16 protein-coding genes are annotated in these 15,762 nt (G+C 71.6%); 9 read left to right on the top strand and 7 right to left on the bottom strand.

Features of this window, described 5'->3' with window-relative positions:
• Positions 1-195: 195 nt before the first annotated feature.
• Both ABEA26_RS09740 and ABEA26_RS09745 read left to right on the top strand, forming a co-directional pair.
• Positions 196-1,296: a DUF475 domain-containing protein gene (locus tag ABEA26_RS09740; RefSeq protein WP_345591081.1), complete on the top strand. Its 1,101-nt coding sequence runs from the start codon at positions 196-198 to the stop codon at positions 1,294-1,296.
• Between the two features lie 128 nt (positions 1,297-1,424).
• Positions 1,425-1,847 carry a DUF350 domain-containing protein gene (locus tag ABEA26_RS09745; protein ID WP_345591082.1) on the top strand — a complete coding sequence of 141 codons (423 nt, stop codon included), beginning with the start codon at positions 1,425-1,427 and terminating at the stop codon, positions 1,845-1,847.
• A 31-nt stretch (positions 1,848-1,878) separates the two neighbouring features.
• Here ABEA26_RS09745 and ABEA26_RS09750 read toward each other — a convergent pair whose 3' ends face one another.
• The 4 genes from ABEA26_RS09750 to ABEA26_RS09765 all read right to left on the bottom strand — a co-directional run bounded on the left by ABEA26_RS09750 (position 1,879) and on the right by ABEA26_RS09765 (position 4,744).
• A complete protein-coding gene (locus tag ABEA26_RS09750; RefSeq protein WP_345591084.1) occupies positions 1,879-3,039 on the bottom strand; it encodes an oxygenase MpaB family protein in 1,161 nt (386 codons plus the stop codon).
• Between the two features lie 37 nt (positions 3,040-3,076).
• Positions 3,077-4,135 carry a polyprenyl synthetase family protein gene (locus ABEA26_RS09755; RefSeq protein ID WP_345591086.1) on the bottom strand — a complete coding sequence of 353 codons (1,059 nt, stop codon included), beginning with the start codon at positions 4,133-4,135 and terminating at the stop codon, positions 3,077-3,079.
• Entirely contained in the window at positions 4,128-4,412 is a 285-nt protein-coding gene (locus ABEA26_RS09760; RefSeq protein WP_345591088.1) for a polyprenyl synthetase, read from the bottom strand. The genes ABEA26_RS09755 and ABEA26_RS09760 overlap by 8 nt, the downstream gene beginning before the upstream one ends.
• Before the next feature lie 149 nt (positions 4,413-4,561).
• Entirely contained in the window at positions 4,562-4,744 is a 183-nt protein-coding gene (locus tag ABEA26_RS09765; RefSeq protein ID WP_345591089.1) for a hypothetical protein, read from the bottom strand.
• Positions 4,745-4,942: 198 nt separating this feature from the next.
• Between ABEA26_RS09765 and ABEA26_RS09770 the strand changes: the two genes are divergently transcribed.
• From ABEA26_RS09770 to ABEA26_RS09795, 6 genes are all read left to right on the top strand, one after another.
• The gene (locus ABEA26_RS09770) at positions 4,943-5,245 is read left to right on the top strand and encodes an urease subunit gamma (RefSeq protein ID WP_279561037.1); all 303 of its coding nucleotides are present in this window, start codon (positions 4,943-4,945) and stop codon (positions 5,243-5,245) included.
• 74 nt (positions 5,246-5,319) lie between these two features.
• Entirely contained in the window at positions 5,320-5,664 is a 345-nt protein-coding gene (locus ABEA26_RS09775; protein ID WP_345591151.1) for an urease subunit beta, read from the top strand.
• Positions 5,657-7,366, top strand: a complete 1,710-nt coding sequence (locus tag ABEA26_RS09780) for an urease subunit alpha (protein ID WP_345591091.1) — start codon at positions 5,657-5,659, stop codon at positions 7,364-7,366. Before ABEA26_RS09775 ends, ABEA26_RS09780 begins: the two co-directional genes overlap by 8 nt.
• A 59-nt stretch (positions 7,367-7,425) precedes the next feature.
• The gene (locus ABEA26_RS09785; protein WP_345591153.1) at positions 7,426-8,118 is read left to right on the top strand and encodes an urease accessory protein UreF; all 693 of its coding nucleotides are present in this window, start codon (positions 7,426-7,428) and stop codon (positions 8,116-8,118) included.
• Between the two features lie 259 nt (positions 8,119-8,377).
• A complete protein-coding gene (gene ureG / locus ABEA26_RS09790) occupies positions 8,378-8,950 on the top strand; it encodes an urease accessory protein UreG (RefSeq protein ID WP_486388968.1) in 573 nt (190 codons plus the stop codon).
• Between the two features lie 9 nt (positions 8,951-8,959).
• Positions 8,960-9,796, top strand: a complete 837-nt coding sequence (locus ABEA26_RS09795) for an urease accessory protein UreD (RefSeq protein ID WP_345591092.1) — start codon at positions 8,960-8,962, stop codon at positions 9,794-9,796.
• Between the two features lie 29 nt (positions 9,797-9,825).
• Here the strand turns inward: ABEA26_RS09795 and ABEA26_RS09800 are convergent, their stop codons facing one another.
• Complete coding sequence (locus tag ABEA26_RS09800; RefSeq protein ID WP_345591093.1) at positions 9,826-10,899, bottom strand: polyprenyl synthetase family protein; 1,074 nt, start codon at positions 10,897-10,899, stop codon at positions 9,826-9,828.
• Positions 10,900-11,060: 161 nt separating this feature from the next.
• On the opposite strand from ABEA26_RS09800, the gene ABEA26_RS09805 reads away from it, so the two are divergent.
• On the top strand, positions 11,061-13,022 hold the full coding sequence (locus ABEA26_RS09805) for a TerD family protein (protein ID WP_345591095.1): 1,962 nt from the start codon (positions 11,061-11,063) through the stop codon (positions 13,020-13,022).
• Positions 13,023-13,047: 25 nt separating this feature from the next.
• Here ABEA26_RS09805 and ABEA26_RS09810 read toward each other — a convergent pair whose 3' ends face one another.
• Both ABEA26_RS09810 and ABEA26_RS09815 read right to left on the bottom strand, forming a co-directional pair.
• The gene (locus ABEA26_RS09810; RefSeq protein ID WP_345591097.1) at positions 13,048-14,367 is read right to left on the bottom strand and encodes a M20/M25/M40 family metallo-hydrolase; all 1,320 of its coding nucleotides are present in this window, start codon (positions 14,365-14,367) and stop codon (positions 13,048-13,050) included.
• Positions 14,364-15,761: a cytosine permease gene (locus ABEA26_RS09815; protein ID WP_345591099.1), complete on the bottom strand. Its 1,398-nt coding sequence runs from the start codon at positions 15,759-15,761 to the stop codon at positions 14,364-14,366. Before ABEA26_RS09815 ends, ABEA26_RS09810 begins: the two co-directional genes overlap by 4 nt.
• Position 15,762 lies beyond the last annotated feature (1 nt).

A 15,762-nucleotide genomic window follows, 5' to 3' on the forward strand; every position in this document is an offset into this window, starting at 1 on the left:
AGGTCCGCCCGGCTGCCGCCGGCCCACCTGGTGTCACGGAAACGGACCGATCCATTCTGGTGACCGCCGGGTGCCGTGCCCGGCCTGCCCGGGCGGCGGCGGACGGCCATGGTAGACAACGTTGGTGATGGGCACTGGCAAGGAAGGAATGCCCCGTCCCCGCGCAGCCCGACCACAGGAGTGAGTGAGTAGCCCGTGCTGTTGAAGACGTTTCGTTGGGCCTTCGCCGTCACCGCCCTGGGTCTGGCCGCGGGGGTTCTGTACGACGGGTGGACCGCCTTCGGTCTCGTGGCCATCCTCGCCGTGCTGGAGATCTCCCTGTCCTTCGACAACGCGGTGATCAACGCCGGGATTCTGAAGAAGATGAGCGCCTTCTGGCAGAAGATCTTCCTCACCGTCGGCATCCTCATCGCCGTCTTCGGTATGCGCCTGGTCTTCCCCGTCGTGATCGTGGCGATCAGTGCCCGGCTGAGCCCGTGGGCCGCGGTCGATCTGGCGCTCACCGACAAGCAGCGCTACCAGGAACTGGTGACGGACGCCCATCCGTCGATCGCCGCCTTCGGCGGCATGTTCCTCCTGATGATCTTCCTGGACTTCATCCTCACGGACCGCGACGTCAAGTGGCTCGGCCGGCTGGAACGCCCGCTGGCCAGACTCGGCAAGGTCGACATGCTGTCGGTCTGTATCGCCCTGATCGCGCTGCTGATCTCCGCGATCACCTTCGGCGCCCACGCCCACCAGCACGGCGGCACCCATGTCGACAAGGCGGAGACGGTCCTGCTCGCCGGTATCGGCGGCCTGATCACCTACATGGTCGTCGGCGGTCTGTCCGGGTTCTTCGAGGAGAAACTCGAACGGCAGGAGGAGCGCGAGCACGCGGCCGAGGCAGCGGCCGAGCGCGCGGGCAGGTCCGGTTCCGCCGTCGCTCTCACCGGGAAGGCCGCGTTCTTCATGTTCCTCTACCTCGAGGTCCTGGACGCCTCCTTCTCCTTCGACGGCGTCATCGGCGCCTTCGCCATCACCAACGACATCGTCCTGATGGCGATCGGCCTGGGCATCGGCGCCATGTACGTCCGGTCGCTCACCGTCTACCTGGTCCGCCAGGGGACCCTCGACGACTACGTCTACCTGGAGCACGGCGCCCACTACGCCATCGGCGCCCTCGCCGTCATCCTCCTGGTGACCATCCAATACCAGATCAACGAGATCATCACCGGCCTCATCGGCGTGGTCCTGATCGGCTCCGCCTTCTGGTCCTCCGTGCGGCGCAACCACGCGCTCGCCGCGTCCTCCTGACGCCACGTCCGGCGGATTCGCCGGATTGTCGGACCGCGGGAGTCGGAGGACCGAACGGGTGCGCTACATTTTGCAGCGCCTTGACCACGATCACTCACGATCTCTCACGCTACGGAGCCGGCAACCCCATGAGCGACATCGTCAACGGACTCGGCCGTGCCACCGCCTACGGCGGTCTGGGCCTGGTCCTCCTGGTCCTCGGCATCGTCCTGGTCGACGTGCTGACGCCCGGAAAGCTCGGCCGGCAGATCTGGGAGGAGCGCAACCGCAACGCGGCCATGGTGCTCAGCTCCGCGCTGCTCGGTATCGGCGGCATCGTCTTCACCTCCATCTGGACGACGTACGAGGACTTCGGCAAGGGGCTGGTGTCGACCGCGGTGTTCGGGCTGCTGGGCCTCGTGATGATGGCCGTGGCCTTCCTGGTCGTCGACCTGATCACCCCGGGCAGGCTGGGCGCGACGCTGGTCGAGCCGGAGCCCCACCCGGCGGTGTGGGTGACGGCGTGCTGCAACCTGGCCGTCTCCGCAATCGTTTCGGCCTCCATCGCCTGACGCCTTCGCGGGGCCTGGCCCGCGCCGCGCCTCAGGAGACGGTCGCGGGCGGCGGGGACCAGCGGTGGGTGCGGGAAGCGGCGCCACCGACGCCGTACTCCTTCCTCAGCTGTTCGGGGATGGCGTAGTGCATGACGCGCCCGCGGGTGAGGGAGGAGAGTTCGAGGGCCGTGGTGAGGTGGCCGAGCCGGTCGAGCGCCCACGCGCCGAGCGGGGAGCGGTCCTCGATCGTCTCCAGGACGCCGAGGAGGTGCGGGGCGGCCTTCACGACGGTGTCCCAGCTGGTACGGGGCACCTCCAGCCAGTCGGCGCACGTGTCGCCGACGAGGTAGCGGATCAGGGCGGACACGACCGGGTCGAAGAGAGTCCCCGGGACGACTTCCTCGTACAGGTCGATCAACTGCCTCGTCAGGTGGGCCCCTTCCTCGGACGGGCCCATGTGCCGCAGCATGTACAGGTCGAGGAAGCGCCGCGCCTCGTCGAGCGTGGTGGGCACGGCCGTCTGGTCGACGCCGAGCATGGCGCCGACCACGCGCCAGGCGTAGTAATAGGCGTCCGCCCCTTCGGCGGACATGTGGACGCCGAGACGGTGCAGGCTGTCGAGGACGGTCAGGGAGAAGAACATCTGTCCGCCGATCATGTCCTCCTGACAGATCGGTACGCCGAGGGTGTCGGTGTCCCAGCGGTTCTCCCGCTTCAGGTGGTGGCGGACGGCGGCGTGCAGCAGGCGTACCTTCTGGGCGGCCGGGATGAAGCGTCCGCCGGCTTCGAACGCGTCCGGCCGCATGAGGTAGACGGTGAACTGGCCGGTCTCCGCCATCCGTTTGGAAGGGTAGTTGAGCCCGTGGGTGGCCGACAGCAGCCTGGCCACGTTCGGGACGACGTAGCAGGCGGGCATCGACGCGAACGACAGTGCGGTGGAGATGTGCACGTTGTTGTCGATGAAGAACAGGCGGGCCCTCTCCATCTCTGCCCAGTCCACCCAGTCCGGCGGGACGCTGGTCGTCCGCAGGTACTCCCGGGCCACTCCGGGGAGGCCGTCCGGGAGTTCCTGGCCGGTGGTGGAGACGTAGCGCATCAGGGAGTTGAACTTGCCGACCTCGCCGCGCTCGAAGAGGGTGGCGACGACGGCGTCGGCCAGTTCGTCGCCGTCGCGGCGCAGGGCGTCCATCGACGTCTCCGTGTAGGTCATCACGGTCTCCTCGTCAGTTCGTCAGTTCGTCAGTTCGTCAGTGGACGCGGTCGGTGGCCTGCTGTGCGAGCTCCCGCAGCGCCCGGCGCGCCTGCGGGGGCATCCCGGCGCTGTCCAGGGCGCGGGTGGCCCGCTCCACGCGGGAGCGGATCATCCGCTCGACCCGTTGCGGAGCCTTCAGCTCGAGCATGAGGTCGCGCACCTCGCGCAGATGCGTTTCGCCCAGGTCGCTCCGGCCCAGCACACCGCGCAGCCGCTCCCGCTGGGAGGCATCGGCGGCCTGCCAGGTCTCGGCCAGCAGTGCGGTGGGCCGGTGGGCGCGTAGGTCGTCCAGGCCCGCTTTACCGGTGCGTTCCGGGTCACCGAAGAGGCCGAGCAGGTCGTCGCGGAGCTGGAACGCCTCGCCGAGCGGCAGGCCGTAGGCGGAGTAGGTGTCGCGCAGCGCGGTGGGGGCACCGGCGAGCAGGCCGCCGATGAGCAGGGGTTGCTCGACGGTGTACTTGGCGGTCTTGTACCGGACGACCTTCAGGGAGGTCGCGGTGTCCGGCCGTCCGCCGGTGTGCAGGATCTCCAGGCACTCGCCGGCGATGAGGTCGCGGGCGAGCGCGGCCCACAGGTCCCGGGCCCGGGCGAGGTAGGCGGCGGGGAGACCGCTGGCGGTGAACAACTGCCCCGCGAGGGCCATGAGGTGATCGCCCACCAGCATGGCCAGGGACCGGGCCGCCGTACGGGCCTGGCGGCGGCCGTCCCGGGCCAGTACGGCTTCCAGGGCCACGTGGACGGTGGGCAGGCCGTGCCGCAGGGCGCTGTCGTCGATGAGGTCGTCGTGGACGACGGCCGCGGCGTGCACCAGCTCCATGGCGGCCGCCGCCCGCACCAGGGCGTCGCTGTCGGGTTGTCCGGCGGCCCGCCAGCCCCAGTGGCAGAAGGCCGCGCGCAGCCTCTTGCCGTGCCCGGCCGCGTTGCGCAGTTGCCCGGCCACGGGTGCGAGGGCGGTGTCCACGGCCACGAGGTGGCCGGCCTCCTCGTCCAGGAAATTCCGCAGCACGCAGTCGACTCGGGCTTTGAAAGCGGCCGGGTCCCAGGGATCAGACATCGCCGGCGTCGGCTGCTCGCCGTGCCCGCACGTGCTGGGCGAGTACCTCCAGGTGGGCGGGTGGCACGTTCGTGCAGCGGTCCAGGGCCAGCCTGCCCCGGGCCTGGAGATCCTGCTCCGCCTCCCGCACCAGGTCGGCGGTGTCCGAGCGACGCAGGAGCCCGCGCAGCCCGCCCACCGCGGATCCGATCGTGCTCACCGCCAGATCGGCGAGTCCTGCGACCAGCAGCACGGCCTGGCCGTCCAGGCCACCGCCCCGTCGCGTCGAGTCCGTCATGCTTCTCCCCAGGGTCGGGCCGTCACCGAGGCGCCTGGTCAACGGCGCGTCCGGTCAGAGCATGACCGGGCCCGCGCGGCAGAAGATCCCGAATACCCCATTGAGCGACGTGGGGAACAGATGTCAGACGAGGTTCGTTTCAGTCGCCCTCAGTCGTCTCCCCCGCCCCTGCTTCGACCGGCACCCTTCGAACTGCGCATCAGTTCACCCGCCGCCAGAGTCGCGGCGGACACCACGCGCACCCAGCGCGGACCGCCCCGCGCCGCCCACACGACGCAGACACATCCTCCGACGACGAGTACGAGGACACCGGACAGGACCAGTACGGCCATGTTCCCCTCCCTTTCACGCTTGCGTTCCCGAGGTCCGCCCCATCCTGTCAGCCGGCGGCGGGCCCGAGGCCGGGCGGGGGGATGCCCCGGCCGGCCCAACATCTCCGCTGCCTTTGCCGGTGTCCGTGCCAGGCTGGCTTGCGATACCCGGATACCGGCCGGTCCATGGCGACCAGCACGGACAGAGCGGAGACAGCGATGCTGCTCAGTCTTCAGGAGCGGGAGCGCCTGATGATCTACACGGCCGCCAAGCTGGCGCAGGAACGCCGGGAGCGCGGCCTCAAGCTCAACCTCCCGGAGGCCACGGCGGTCATCTCCGCGTTCCTCCTCGAAGGGGCCCGCGACGGACGCACCAAGGCCGACCTCCAGGACGCGGGCCGGGGTGTGCTGCGCCGGGACGAGGTGATGGACGGGGTGGCCGACATGCTCGCCCAGGTTCAGGTGGAGGCCACCTTCCTCGACGGCACGAAGCTGATCGCGGTGCAGGGGCCGATCCAGTGAGCGAGCGGCAGCAGCGTCCGGGCAGTGGCAAGTCCCTCGTCCCCGGGTCCGGGAAGGGGGAGTCGACCGGTCTGGTGCAGCCCGGGGCCGAGTCGGCCGACGAGCCCGGCGCGCCGGGCCAGATCATCTACGGTCCCGGCCCGGTGACCATCAACGCGGGCCGCCCGGTGATCAGCGTCTCGGTCGTCAACACGGCCGACCGTCCGGTCAGCGTCGGCTCGCACTACCACTTCGCCGAGGTCAACCCGGCACTGAGCTTCGACCGGGAACGTGCCTGGGGACACCGACTGAACGTCCTGGCCGGCGGCATGCTGCGCTTCGACCCGGGTGCCACCGTCGAGGTCGAACTGGTCCCCCTCGGCGGCCGGCGCATCGTGCGCGGGCTGCGCGGCGCGTGCGGAGGTTCCCTAGATGGCTGAGATCGACCGGCGCACCTACGTCGCCTCACTCGGGCCCACCAAGGGCGACCGGATCCGGCTCGCCGACACCGACATCCTCATCGAGGTGGAGGAGGACCGGTGCGTCGGCGGTGACGAGACCGTCTTCGGCGGCGGCAAGTCGGGGCGGGAGTCGCAGGGCCAGTCACACGCCACCCGGGCCGAGGGCACACCGGACCTGGTGATCGGCGGCGTGGTCGTTCTGGACCACTGGGGCGTCGTCAAGACCGATGTGGGAATCCGCGACGGACGGATCGTCGCGCTCGGCAAGTGCGGGAACCCCGACATCATGGACGGTGTCCACCCGGACCTGGTCATCGGCCCCTGCACCGAGATGGTCAACGGCAGCGGGCTGATCATGACGGCCGGCACGGTCGACACCCACGTCCACTTCGTCTCCCCCGACATGTCGATCGTCGCCCTGGAGGCCGGCACCACGACCCTCGTCGGGGGCGGCACCGGACCCACCGACGGTTCCAAGGCGGCCCTGGCGACGCCGGGCGGCTGGTGGATGGAACGGATGCTGGAGGGCTTCGAGCCGTGGCCGGTCAACGTGCTCTTCCTCGGCCGGGGCAGCACGGTCAACGAGGAGTCTCTGTGGGAGCAACTGCGTTCCGGGATGGGCGGCTTCAAGGTCCACGAGGACTGGGGCGCCACTCCGGCCGTCATCGACACGGCGCTGCGCGTCGCCGACGCGGCCGGGGTCCAGGTGGCGATCCACAGCGACACCCTCAACGAGGCCGGGTTCGTCGAGGACATGCTGCGCGCGGTCGACGGCCGCACCTTCCACGCCTTCCACACCGAGGGCGCCGGCGGCGGCCACGCGCCGGACATCATCCGGATCGCGGGCGAGTCGTGCGTACTGCCGTCCTCGACCACGCCGACCCGTCCCTTCACGGTCAACACCGCCGACGAACAACTCGACATCTGTCTGATCGCCCATCACCTGAACCCGCAGGTACCGGCCGAACTCGCCTTCGCCGAGAGCCGGGTGCGCGCGTCCACGATGGCGGCGGAGGACATCCTCCAGGACCTGGGAGCCATCTCCGCGATGACCTCCGACGCCCAGGCGATGGGCAGGCTCGGCGAGGTGGTGCGGCGGACCTGGCAGACCGCGCATGTGATGAAGAGGCTGCGTGGCTCCCTGCCCGGTGACGGGCGGGCCGACAACCACCGCGCCCGCCGCTACGTCGCCAAGTACACGATCGTCCCCGCGATGATCCACGGCCTCGAACGCGAGGTCGGTTCCGTCGAGCCGGGCAAGCTCGCCGACCTCGTCCTGTGGGAGCCCGCCCTGTTCGGTGTGCGTCCGACGGCGGTCTACAAGTCGGGCATGGCCGCGATGGCGCTGCTCGGCGACCCCAACGCCGCCGTCCCCACCCCGCAGCCGGTGCTGCCGAGGCTGGGTTACAACGTCCACACCAGGGCCGCCGGGGCGACCAGTGTGGCGTTCGTGGCGCCGGCCGCGATCGAGGACGGCCTGGCCGACCGGCTCGGTCTCGCCCGCGGACTCGTCCCGGTGGAGAACACGCGTCACCGGACCAAGGCCGACCTGCCGGAGAACGACGCGCTGCCGACCATCGAGGTCGACCCGGACACCTTCACCGTACGCATCGACGGAGAGGTGGTCGACCACGAACCGGCCACCGAACTGCCGATGAACCACCGCTATTTCCTGTTTTGACCGGGACCCACGTCTCGGCCTCCGAGACCTCCGGGACCGCGGGAACCGCCGCCCTGCTGATGCTGGCGGACGGGCGCTTCCCCGCGGGCGGTCACGCCCACTCCGGCGGTCTGGAGGCGGCGGTCGCGGAGGGGCGGGTGTCGGACCCCGACACGCTGGAGGCGTTCCTGCGGGGGCGCGTGACCACCAGCGGGGCCATGGCCGCCGCCTTCGCCGCGGCGGCCTGCTCGGCGTTCGGCGGCGGCCCGCCGAAAACGGACGGGGAAGGCCGGGAAGGCCGGGAAGGCCGGATCGCCGTGCTGGACACCGAGTTCGAGGCGCGCACCCCGGCGCCCGCGCTGCGTGCCACCTCTCGCAAGCTCGGCCGGCAACTGCTGCGCGCCGCCCGGGCGATCGGTTCGCACCCGGGGCTCGACGCAATCGCCACCGCGCTGCCGGGCGGCCCGCACCAGCCCGTCGCCCTCGGCGCGACGGCCCGGGCGCTCGGTCTGGGTCCGCACGCGGCGGCGGCCGCCGCGCTGCACGACGCCGCGACCGGCCCGGCCACGGCGGCGGTCCGGCTGCTGGGGCTCGACCCCTTCGCCGTGCACGCCGTCCTCGCCCGGCTCGCACCGGACCTGGACCGACTGGCCGCCGGTGCCACCGGCCACGCCGACGCGCCCGCCGGTGAACTGCCCGCCTACGGCGCCCCGCTGCTCGACATCTCCGCCGAACTCCACGCCACCTGGGAGGTGCGTCTCTTTGCGTCCTGACCGACACGAAACCGAGAACCCTGGCCGACCCGGTCCCGACGGTCCTGACCGGCACGGTCCCGACGGTCCTGACCGGCATGATCCGGGCGGTCCCGACCGGCACGGCCCCGAGCGTCCCGATCCGCGTGACCCCGAGCGCCCTGACCCGCGCAACCCCGAGGAGGAGCACACGCACGGCCACCCACCGCACCCCGGCCCGACCGCGGGCCGGCTCCCCCGGACTCCGGGGCGGCCGCTGCGGATCGGCCTCGGCGGTCCGGTGGGATCCGGCAAGACCGCACTGGTGGCGGCGCTGTGCCGGTCGCTGGCCGACGAACTGCGACTGGCCGTGGTCACCAACGACATCTACACCACCGAGGACGCCGACTTCCTGCTGCGCAACGGCGTACTGCCCGCCGAGCGAGTCCGGGCGGTCGAGACCGGCTGCTGCCCGCACACCGCCATCCGTGACGACATCTCCGCCAACCTCGAGGCCGTCGAGGACCTGGAGCGCGACCTGCCGCCACTGGACCTGATCCTGATCGAGAGCGGCGGTGACAACCTCACCGCCACCTTCAGCCACGGTCTGATCCACCACCAGATCTTCGTGCTCGACGTGTCCGGGGGCGACAAGGTACCCCGCAAGGGCGGGCCGGGTGTGACCGTCTCGGACCTGCTGGTCGTCAACAAGACGGACCTCGCCGGCCAGGTGAACGCCGATCTGTCGGTGATGGCCCGAGACGCCAAGGACAAGCGCGGCGACCTCCCCGTCTGCTTCCTGTCCCTCGTCGAGGACCCCGCGGCCCACGAGGTCACCGCATGGGTGCGCGGGCTGCTGGCCGAGGGCGGGTAGGAGGGAGCCATGACCCAGGCGACGGCCCGGCTGGCCACCGAGCTCGCCCGCCACGGATCAGGGCGGGCCCACACCCGTGTCCCGGTGCTGCGATCCGGGTGGCCGCTGATACTGCGCACCACGGCACCGCTGGCCCGCACTCCGGTCACCGAGTGGGCCTGCCGCACGGCCGACGCCGCCCGCGTCCATCTGGCGGCCGGTGCCGCGGGCCCGCTCGGCGGCGACCGGCTGCGCCTCGAGGTCCGGGTGGGGCCCGGCAGCGCCCTCGTACTGGGTGAGATCGCCTCCACCCTTCTGCTGCCGGGAACGTACGGTGAGGAGTCCCGCCTGGACGTCCGCGTCCACGTGGGCGCGGGGGCGGCCCTGGCCTGGCTTCCGGAGCTGGTGATCACCGCGCACGGCTGCCGGCACGTCAGCGACACCCGAATCGTGCTGGAGACCGGCGCCCGGCTGGTACTGCGGGAGGAGGTGCTGTTCGGCCGGCACGGCGAGCCCTCCGGCCGGTACCGCCAGCGGGTGCGCGTCGAGACCGAGGACGGCCCGCTCTACGACCAGGAGCTCGGCGCGGGTCCCGCGGCGCCCGGATGGGACGGTCCGGCCGTCACCGCCGGGCACCGTACGGCCGGCACGCTGCTGCTCGTGGACCCGGGCCCGGCGGCCGACGACGGCGCGCCCACCGCGTTCCGCGGTCCCGACACGGCCCTCATGGAGCTGCCCGGCGGGGCAAGGCTGCTCAGCACGCTGGCCCCCGACACGGCCGACCTGCGGCGGCGGCTCGACCGGGCCATGGCCCGTCTGCTCATCGGCGCGGAGGAGACCTGGGGCCCCCGGCCGGCCGGCGTGTGAGCCGTGCGCCCGGCCGGCGTGTGAGCCGTTCACCCGGCCCGCTCGACGCTCCACCGCGGCAGGTGCTCGAAGAAGGAGACCGCCTCCTCGCGCCACCTCGGGCGCCAGCCCCCGGCCACCAGGCGGGCCTGTTCGGCGTACCCCCGCATCTCCGCCCGCATCCGGTCGGCCACCCCTCGGCGCTCACCGATCTCACGGACCGCGGCGACGGTCCGCGGCGTGCAGGTGGGGTTCCCCAGTGCCTCTTCCACGACGGCGCGCTCGGCCCCGCTCACGACGGACAGCAGACGTGCGACGGTGTAACTGTGCCTGCCCTCGCGGATGTCGGTGCCCGTCGGCTTGCCCATCGCCGCCTCGTCGCCGAACAGGTCCAGGTAGTCGTCGCGCATCTGACCGCAGATGCCGATCAGTCGCGCGTAGCGGCGCAACTCCGTGTCGTGAGCGTCTGGTTGTCCACCCGCGGTCAGGAGCCCGAGCTGCAGTGGGGCGAGGACCGAGTAACGGGCCGACTTGTGGTCGGCCACGTCGTGCAGGACGGCGTCGTCCGGTGCGCCGGTGGCGAAGTCGCGCTCCAGGTCTACGATCTGGCCCACGAACGTGTCGGTCGCGGCCCGGGTCTGCACCTCGACCATGGCCTGACGCGTCTCGGCGGGAAGCCCGGATTCCAGGAGCACGCGCAGCGAGAGGGCGAGCGCCAGGTCACCCGCGAGTACGGTGAGCCCGAGCGCCGCCCGCGGATGCCCGGGGAACCGCTCGCGGTAGGCGTAGTAGGTGGTGGGGCCGCCCCGGCGGGTGGCGCTGTCGTCGATGAGGTCGTCGTGCACCAGGCCGTGGGTCTGGAGGAGTTCGATGCTCAGCGCGGCGGCGTCCAGTCCATCGACCGGGTCGTCGCTCACCAGGCGCGCGGCCTCGTGGAGCAGCACGACCCGCATCCGCTTGCCGCCGCGCAGGGACAGGTCGCGCAGCAGCTCCAGGCAGTCCGGGGTGAAGCGGCTGAAGGACGGCGCCTGAAGGGTCGCGCCCAGCGTGTCGAAGTACTCCGCGAAGAGCGTGTTGAACCGTCGCTCGTACCGGGCGACACGGTCCAGCAACTGCTCGGTCATGACGAAGTCCTCCTGAAGGTGGGTCGGGTGACACGCCAGCAGTGTGTCAGGGGGCGTCCGCCCCGCGAGCGGCACGGTCAGGGCTGTTCGAAGACGCCGCAAAACGGGATCAGTCGGCATTCGAGTTGAAGGAACCGAGGACATACCTCCATGATTTCTCCATGTCTCTCACGTCTGCCGCCGCCGATCCTTCCGTCCTGCGCGACTACGCCTTCGAGTGGGCGCTGGTCGACGTGGAGACCTCCGGCCTGGTGCCGCGCCGTGACCGGGTGCTGTCCGTGGCCGTGGTGACGCTGGGCCCGGACGGCGAGCAGACCGGGGAGTTCTCGACACTGCTGGATCCCGGTTGCGACCCGGGACCGGTGCACGTGCACGGTCTGACGGCGGAGCGGTTGCGCGGAGCGCCGGCCTTCGAGCAGGTGGCCGAACGGATCGGCGAGCTGCTGGAGGGCCGGGTGCTGGTCGCCCACAACGCCCAGTTCGACTACGACTTCCTCGCCCACGAGTTCGCCCGGGCGCGGCTGCGGCTACCCGTCGCGAGGCGGCTGTGCACGCTGGCCCTGAACCGCCGTGTGGACCCGCCGACCGACGACCTCAGGCTCGGCACGCTCGCCGCGCACTACGGCGTCCCTCAGGTGAAGGCGCACGACGCGCTGGACGACACGCGGGTGCTGGCCGGCGTGTTGCGCGCCTCGCTGCGGGAGGCGGCGCAGCTGGACCTGTCGTTGCCGCTGGTGGCCTGCCCGCCCCGGCAGGACGCGCAGTTCGCGCCGAAGCCGCCCAGGACGCCGTGCGCCTTCCGCAACCCGGGGCGGCTCACCGCGGGCGGGCCGCTGGTGCAGGGCATGAAGATCGCCGTCACCGGGGAGACGGTGACCGCACGGGCGGATCTGCTGCTGCTGGCCGACGCCGCGGGGCTGAACATGATGTCCTCCGTCAGTCGGCACACCAGCGCCCTGGTCACCAATGACCTCTCGACCGGCTCCGCCAAGGCCCGGCGGGCACTCACCGAAGGCGTTCCGGTCATCGACGAGGCGGCCTTCCTGCGGCTGCTCGGCGATGTCCGGCCCGGCGTCTCGCACGAGGGAGCGCAGCCAAAGTCCGACGCCGTCCCCTCCTCCGGCTCGCCCGCGCTGCCGGCCGTCCCGACGCCGCGCGGGCCCGAGGCGGGCGAGGGCGCCGAGACAGCAGAGGCGGCCGAGGCAGTCGACACGGACGTCACCGCCCCCGCTCACGCCCTCCCCGACAGCACCGTGCGGACGAAGGCGGTTCCGCCGGCCGTCGGCCCGAAGCCCGGCAGACGTCCCGGCAAACCACGCGGCCCGCTGACCGGACGGCGGGTGCTCGTGCTCGGCGGCACGCACCCGGACGCGGTGGCCGCCCGTACGCGCGTCGTCGAGCTCGGCGGGGCCGCGGCCATCAACCTGTCCGCCGGCGTCACCGACGTGGTCGTCCTCGACGGCGGCCACGGCGACCGCAGGCTGCCGCGCATCACCGCGCTGCGGCTGCCCGTCCACGAGGCCGCGTGGCTGGTCGCGCCGGTCGTGACGGCGGGGCCGCGGGCGGACGAGCGGCGCACGGCCGCCCATGTGCTGCCGCGCGGCGGCGTCGTCGATCTGCCGCTCCAGCAGGGCCGTGGACCGGAGCACCGCTGGACGGTCACCGCGTCCTGGGCGCAGCAGACGGCGTGCGAGATCGACGTGGTCGCGTTCGTGCTGGACGAGGACGAGCAGGTCTCCTTCGACGAGGACTTCGTCTTCTACGGCGCCCCGGAGAACCCGGGCGGGACGGTGCGGCTGCTGAGCGACGGTCCGACCGAGCAGACCGTCAGCGTGGACCTCGCCACGCTGCCGCCGTCGGCCCGCACGGTCGTCGTCGCCGCCGCCATCGACGGCTCCCCCGCGTTCGGCGACGTCGGCGCCCTGCACATCGTCTCCGGTCCCGGCAGCAGCGCGGCGGCCCTCGCACAGGCCACGCTGGACGCGGCCACCACCGAGCGCACCATGCTCCTCGCGGAGATCTACCGTCGCGGGCAGAGCTGGCGGCTGCGGGCCGTCGGCCAGGGCTACGACCACGGCCTCGGCGTTCTCGCCCGCGGCTACGGCGTCGAGGTCGCCGACTGACCGCCGCCCGTCCCGGAAGCGGGCCTCAGCACTCCTGCCACAGCCGGGCCATCACCCGTACCCCGAAGCGCAGCCCCTCCAGCGGCACCCTTTCGTCGACGCCGTGGAAGAGACGGCCGTAGTCCAGGTCGTGGGGCAGCTTCAGGCCCTTGAAGCCGAAACAGCGGATGTCCAGCTTGGTGAAGGCCTTCGCGTCGGTGCCACCCGGGTTGCAGTACGGCACCGGGTGGCCGTCGGGGTCCTCGGCGCGCACGGCGGCGCACATGGCGTCGACGAGCGGGCCGTCGAAGGTGGTCTCCATCGCGATGTCGTGGTTGACCCACTGCCGGGACACCGAGGGCAGTAGTAGGGCGTCGATGGTGTCGATCAGCTCCTGCTCGTGGCCGGGCAGGAAGCGGCCGTCGACGCGGGCCGTGGCCTTCCCCGGAACGACGTTGGTCTGGTAGCCGGCCGAGAACATCGTCGGGTTGGCCGAGTTGCGCAGCACGACCTGCGTGAAGTCGGCCACGTGTCCCAGCTTGGCCAGTTCGGCGTCCAGGTCGGGCGCGTCGAAGTCGATGTCGACACCCTTGAGCCGGGCGGCCTCGGCGAGCAGGGCGCGCACCGGTTCGATCAGCCGGACCGGGAAGGTGTGCCGGCCGATGCGGGTGAGGGACTCGGCGAGGTCGGTGACGGCGTTCTCGTCGTTCGGCGACGAGCCGTGCCCGGCGCGGCCGGTGGCCGTCAGCTCCATCCAGGCCATGCCGCGCTGGGCGTTCTCGATCGGATACAGCCTCCGGGTGTCGTCGAGGGCGTAGCTGAAGCCGCCGCCCTCGCCGATCGCCTCGGTCACTCCCTCGAACAGGTCGGGCCGGTGCTCGACCAGCCAGTGGGCACCGTACCTGCCGCCGGCCTCCTCGTCTGCGAGGAAGGCGAGGACGATCTCGCGGGCGGGCCGGGTGCCGGTGCGGGCGAAGTGCCGGGCGGTGGCCAGCATGACGGCCACCGTGTCCTTCATGTCGATGGCGCCGCGGCCCCACAGGTAGCCGTCGCGGATCTCTCCGGAGAACGGCGGCACCTGCCACTCGGCCGGGTCTGCCGGGACGACGTCCAGATGGCCGTGGACCAGCAGGGCACCGCGCGACGGGTCGGTGCCCGGGATGCGGGCGACGACGTTGGCGCGGCCCGGGGCGCTCTCCACCAGCTCCGAGGCGATGCCGGCCTCGTTGAGGCGGGCCACGACCCAGTCGGCGCAGGCCCGCTCGTCGCTGGTCGGGTTGGAGGTGTCGAAGCGGATCAGCTCCGCGCAGAGGTCGACGACTTCGCGCTGCGCCTCCTCGGAGGCGGGGACAGGGGTGGCGCTCATGGTGCTCCTACGGGTGCCGTGCCGGTGGCGGACGTCGACGGGGCGGCGGCCCGGGTGTCGTCGTCGAGGATGGTGGTGCCGTACGTCCTGATCCAGCCGGCGAGGCCGAGGACGCAGTAGAGGACGAACGCGGTCAGCAGGGAGTTCAGGGCGGGGATGCCGCCGTCGTAGAACTTGCCGACGCAGAAGGCGAGGGCCCAGATGACCAGGGACATCGGTACCCAGGTCGGTGAGGTGGCGGGCAGGGTCCCGGCCTCGCGGGTGGCGTCCAGGGGTGCGCGCATGCGGCGCACCACCCAGTACTCGGCGACGATGATGCCGCCCACCGGCGGGATGGCGACGCCCAGCACGGACAGGAAGTCGGTGAAGTGGGTCATGATGCCGACGGCGGACAGGACGGTGCCGGCGACGCCCAGGACGATGGTGACCGCGCCGCGGTGCACGCGCTTGCCGAAGACGACCTGGAAGAAGTTGACGACGCCGAGCGAGGAGCCGTACAGGTTCCAGTCGTTGATCTTCGCCGTGGACATCAGGACGACGAGCACGCCGAAGACGCCGGAGGTGGAGAGCACGATCTGGGAGACCTGGCCGCTGCCGACCATGTGGCCGAGCAGGACACCGGTCATGCCGACGATGTACTCGGAGAGGATCATCGACGAGGCGCTCTGCAGGAAGACGTGACTGCCCTTGCGGTTGTAACGGGTCATCTCGGGGGAGACGATCGCGCCGGTCATGAATCCGCCGGCGATCGCGGTCGCGGCGACGGCGAGCGGGATGGTCTCGCCGGGCGGCGGGGAGTTGACCAGCTCGGACAGCGAGTGGTCGCTCAGCGCATCGGTGACCGACCAGGCGACCATCGCGAAGAACAGCGGGGTGACGATCTTGGCGAAGACGGCCATGTACCGGAAGCCGAAGATCACCAGGACGGTGATGGCGAAGCCGGCGACGATGCACCACAGCCAGGAGGGACCACCGACGAGCGCGGACACGCTGTCGCCGAAGATCGTGTTCTGGACGCCGAACCAGCCGACGAGACTGACGGAGATGACCAGGCTCACCAGGGCCGAGCCGTTGCGGCCGAATCCGGCCCAGCGGGTGAGCAGCGGGGTCGCCAGGCCTTCGCGCATGCCGGCCAGGCCGATCGCGAAGATCACGACTTCGAGGATCACCGCGCCGAGGGTGAACGCGAGGAACGCGTCGCCGAAGGTCATCCCCACGCCGATGGTGGCGCCGAGGGTGAACTGCGAGATGGAGCCCGACTGCGCGAGCCACTGCAGCAGCATCGTCCAGAAGCCGAGCCGCTTGTCGCGCGGAACGCGGGACAGTGCGTAGTCGTCGCTGCCCACGGTCTTGGTGGCGCCCGCCTCCTGGGCGGTGTTCTTGTCCGCGGCCATG

It is taken from the genome of Streptomyces marokkonensis (assembly GCF_039539045.1).
Classification (GTDB): domain Bacteria; phylum Actinomycetota; class Actinomycetes; order Streptomycetales; family Streptomycetaceae; genus Streptomyces; species Streptomyces marokkonensis.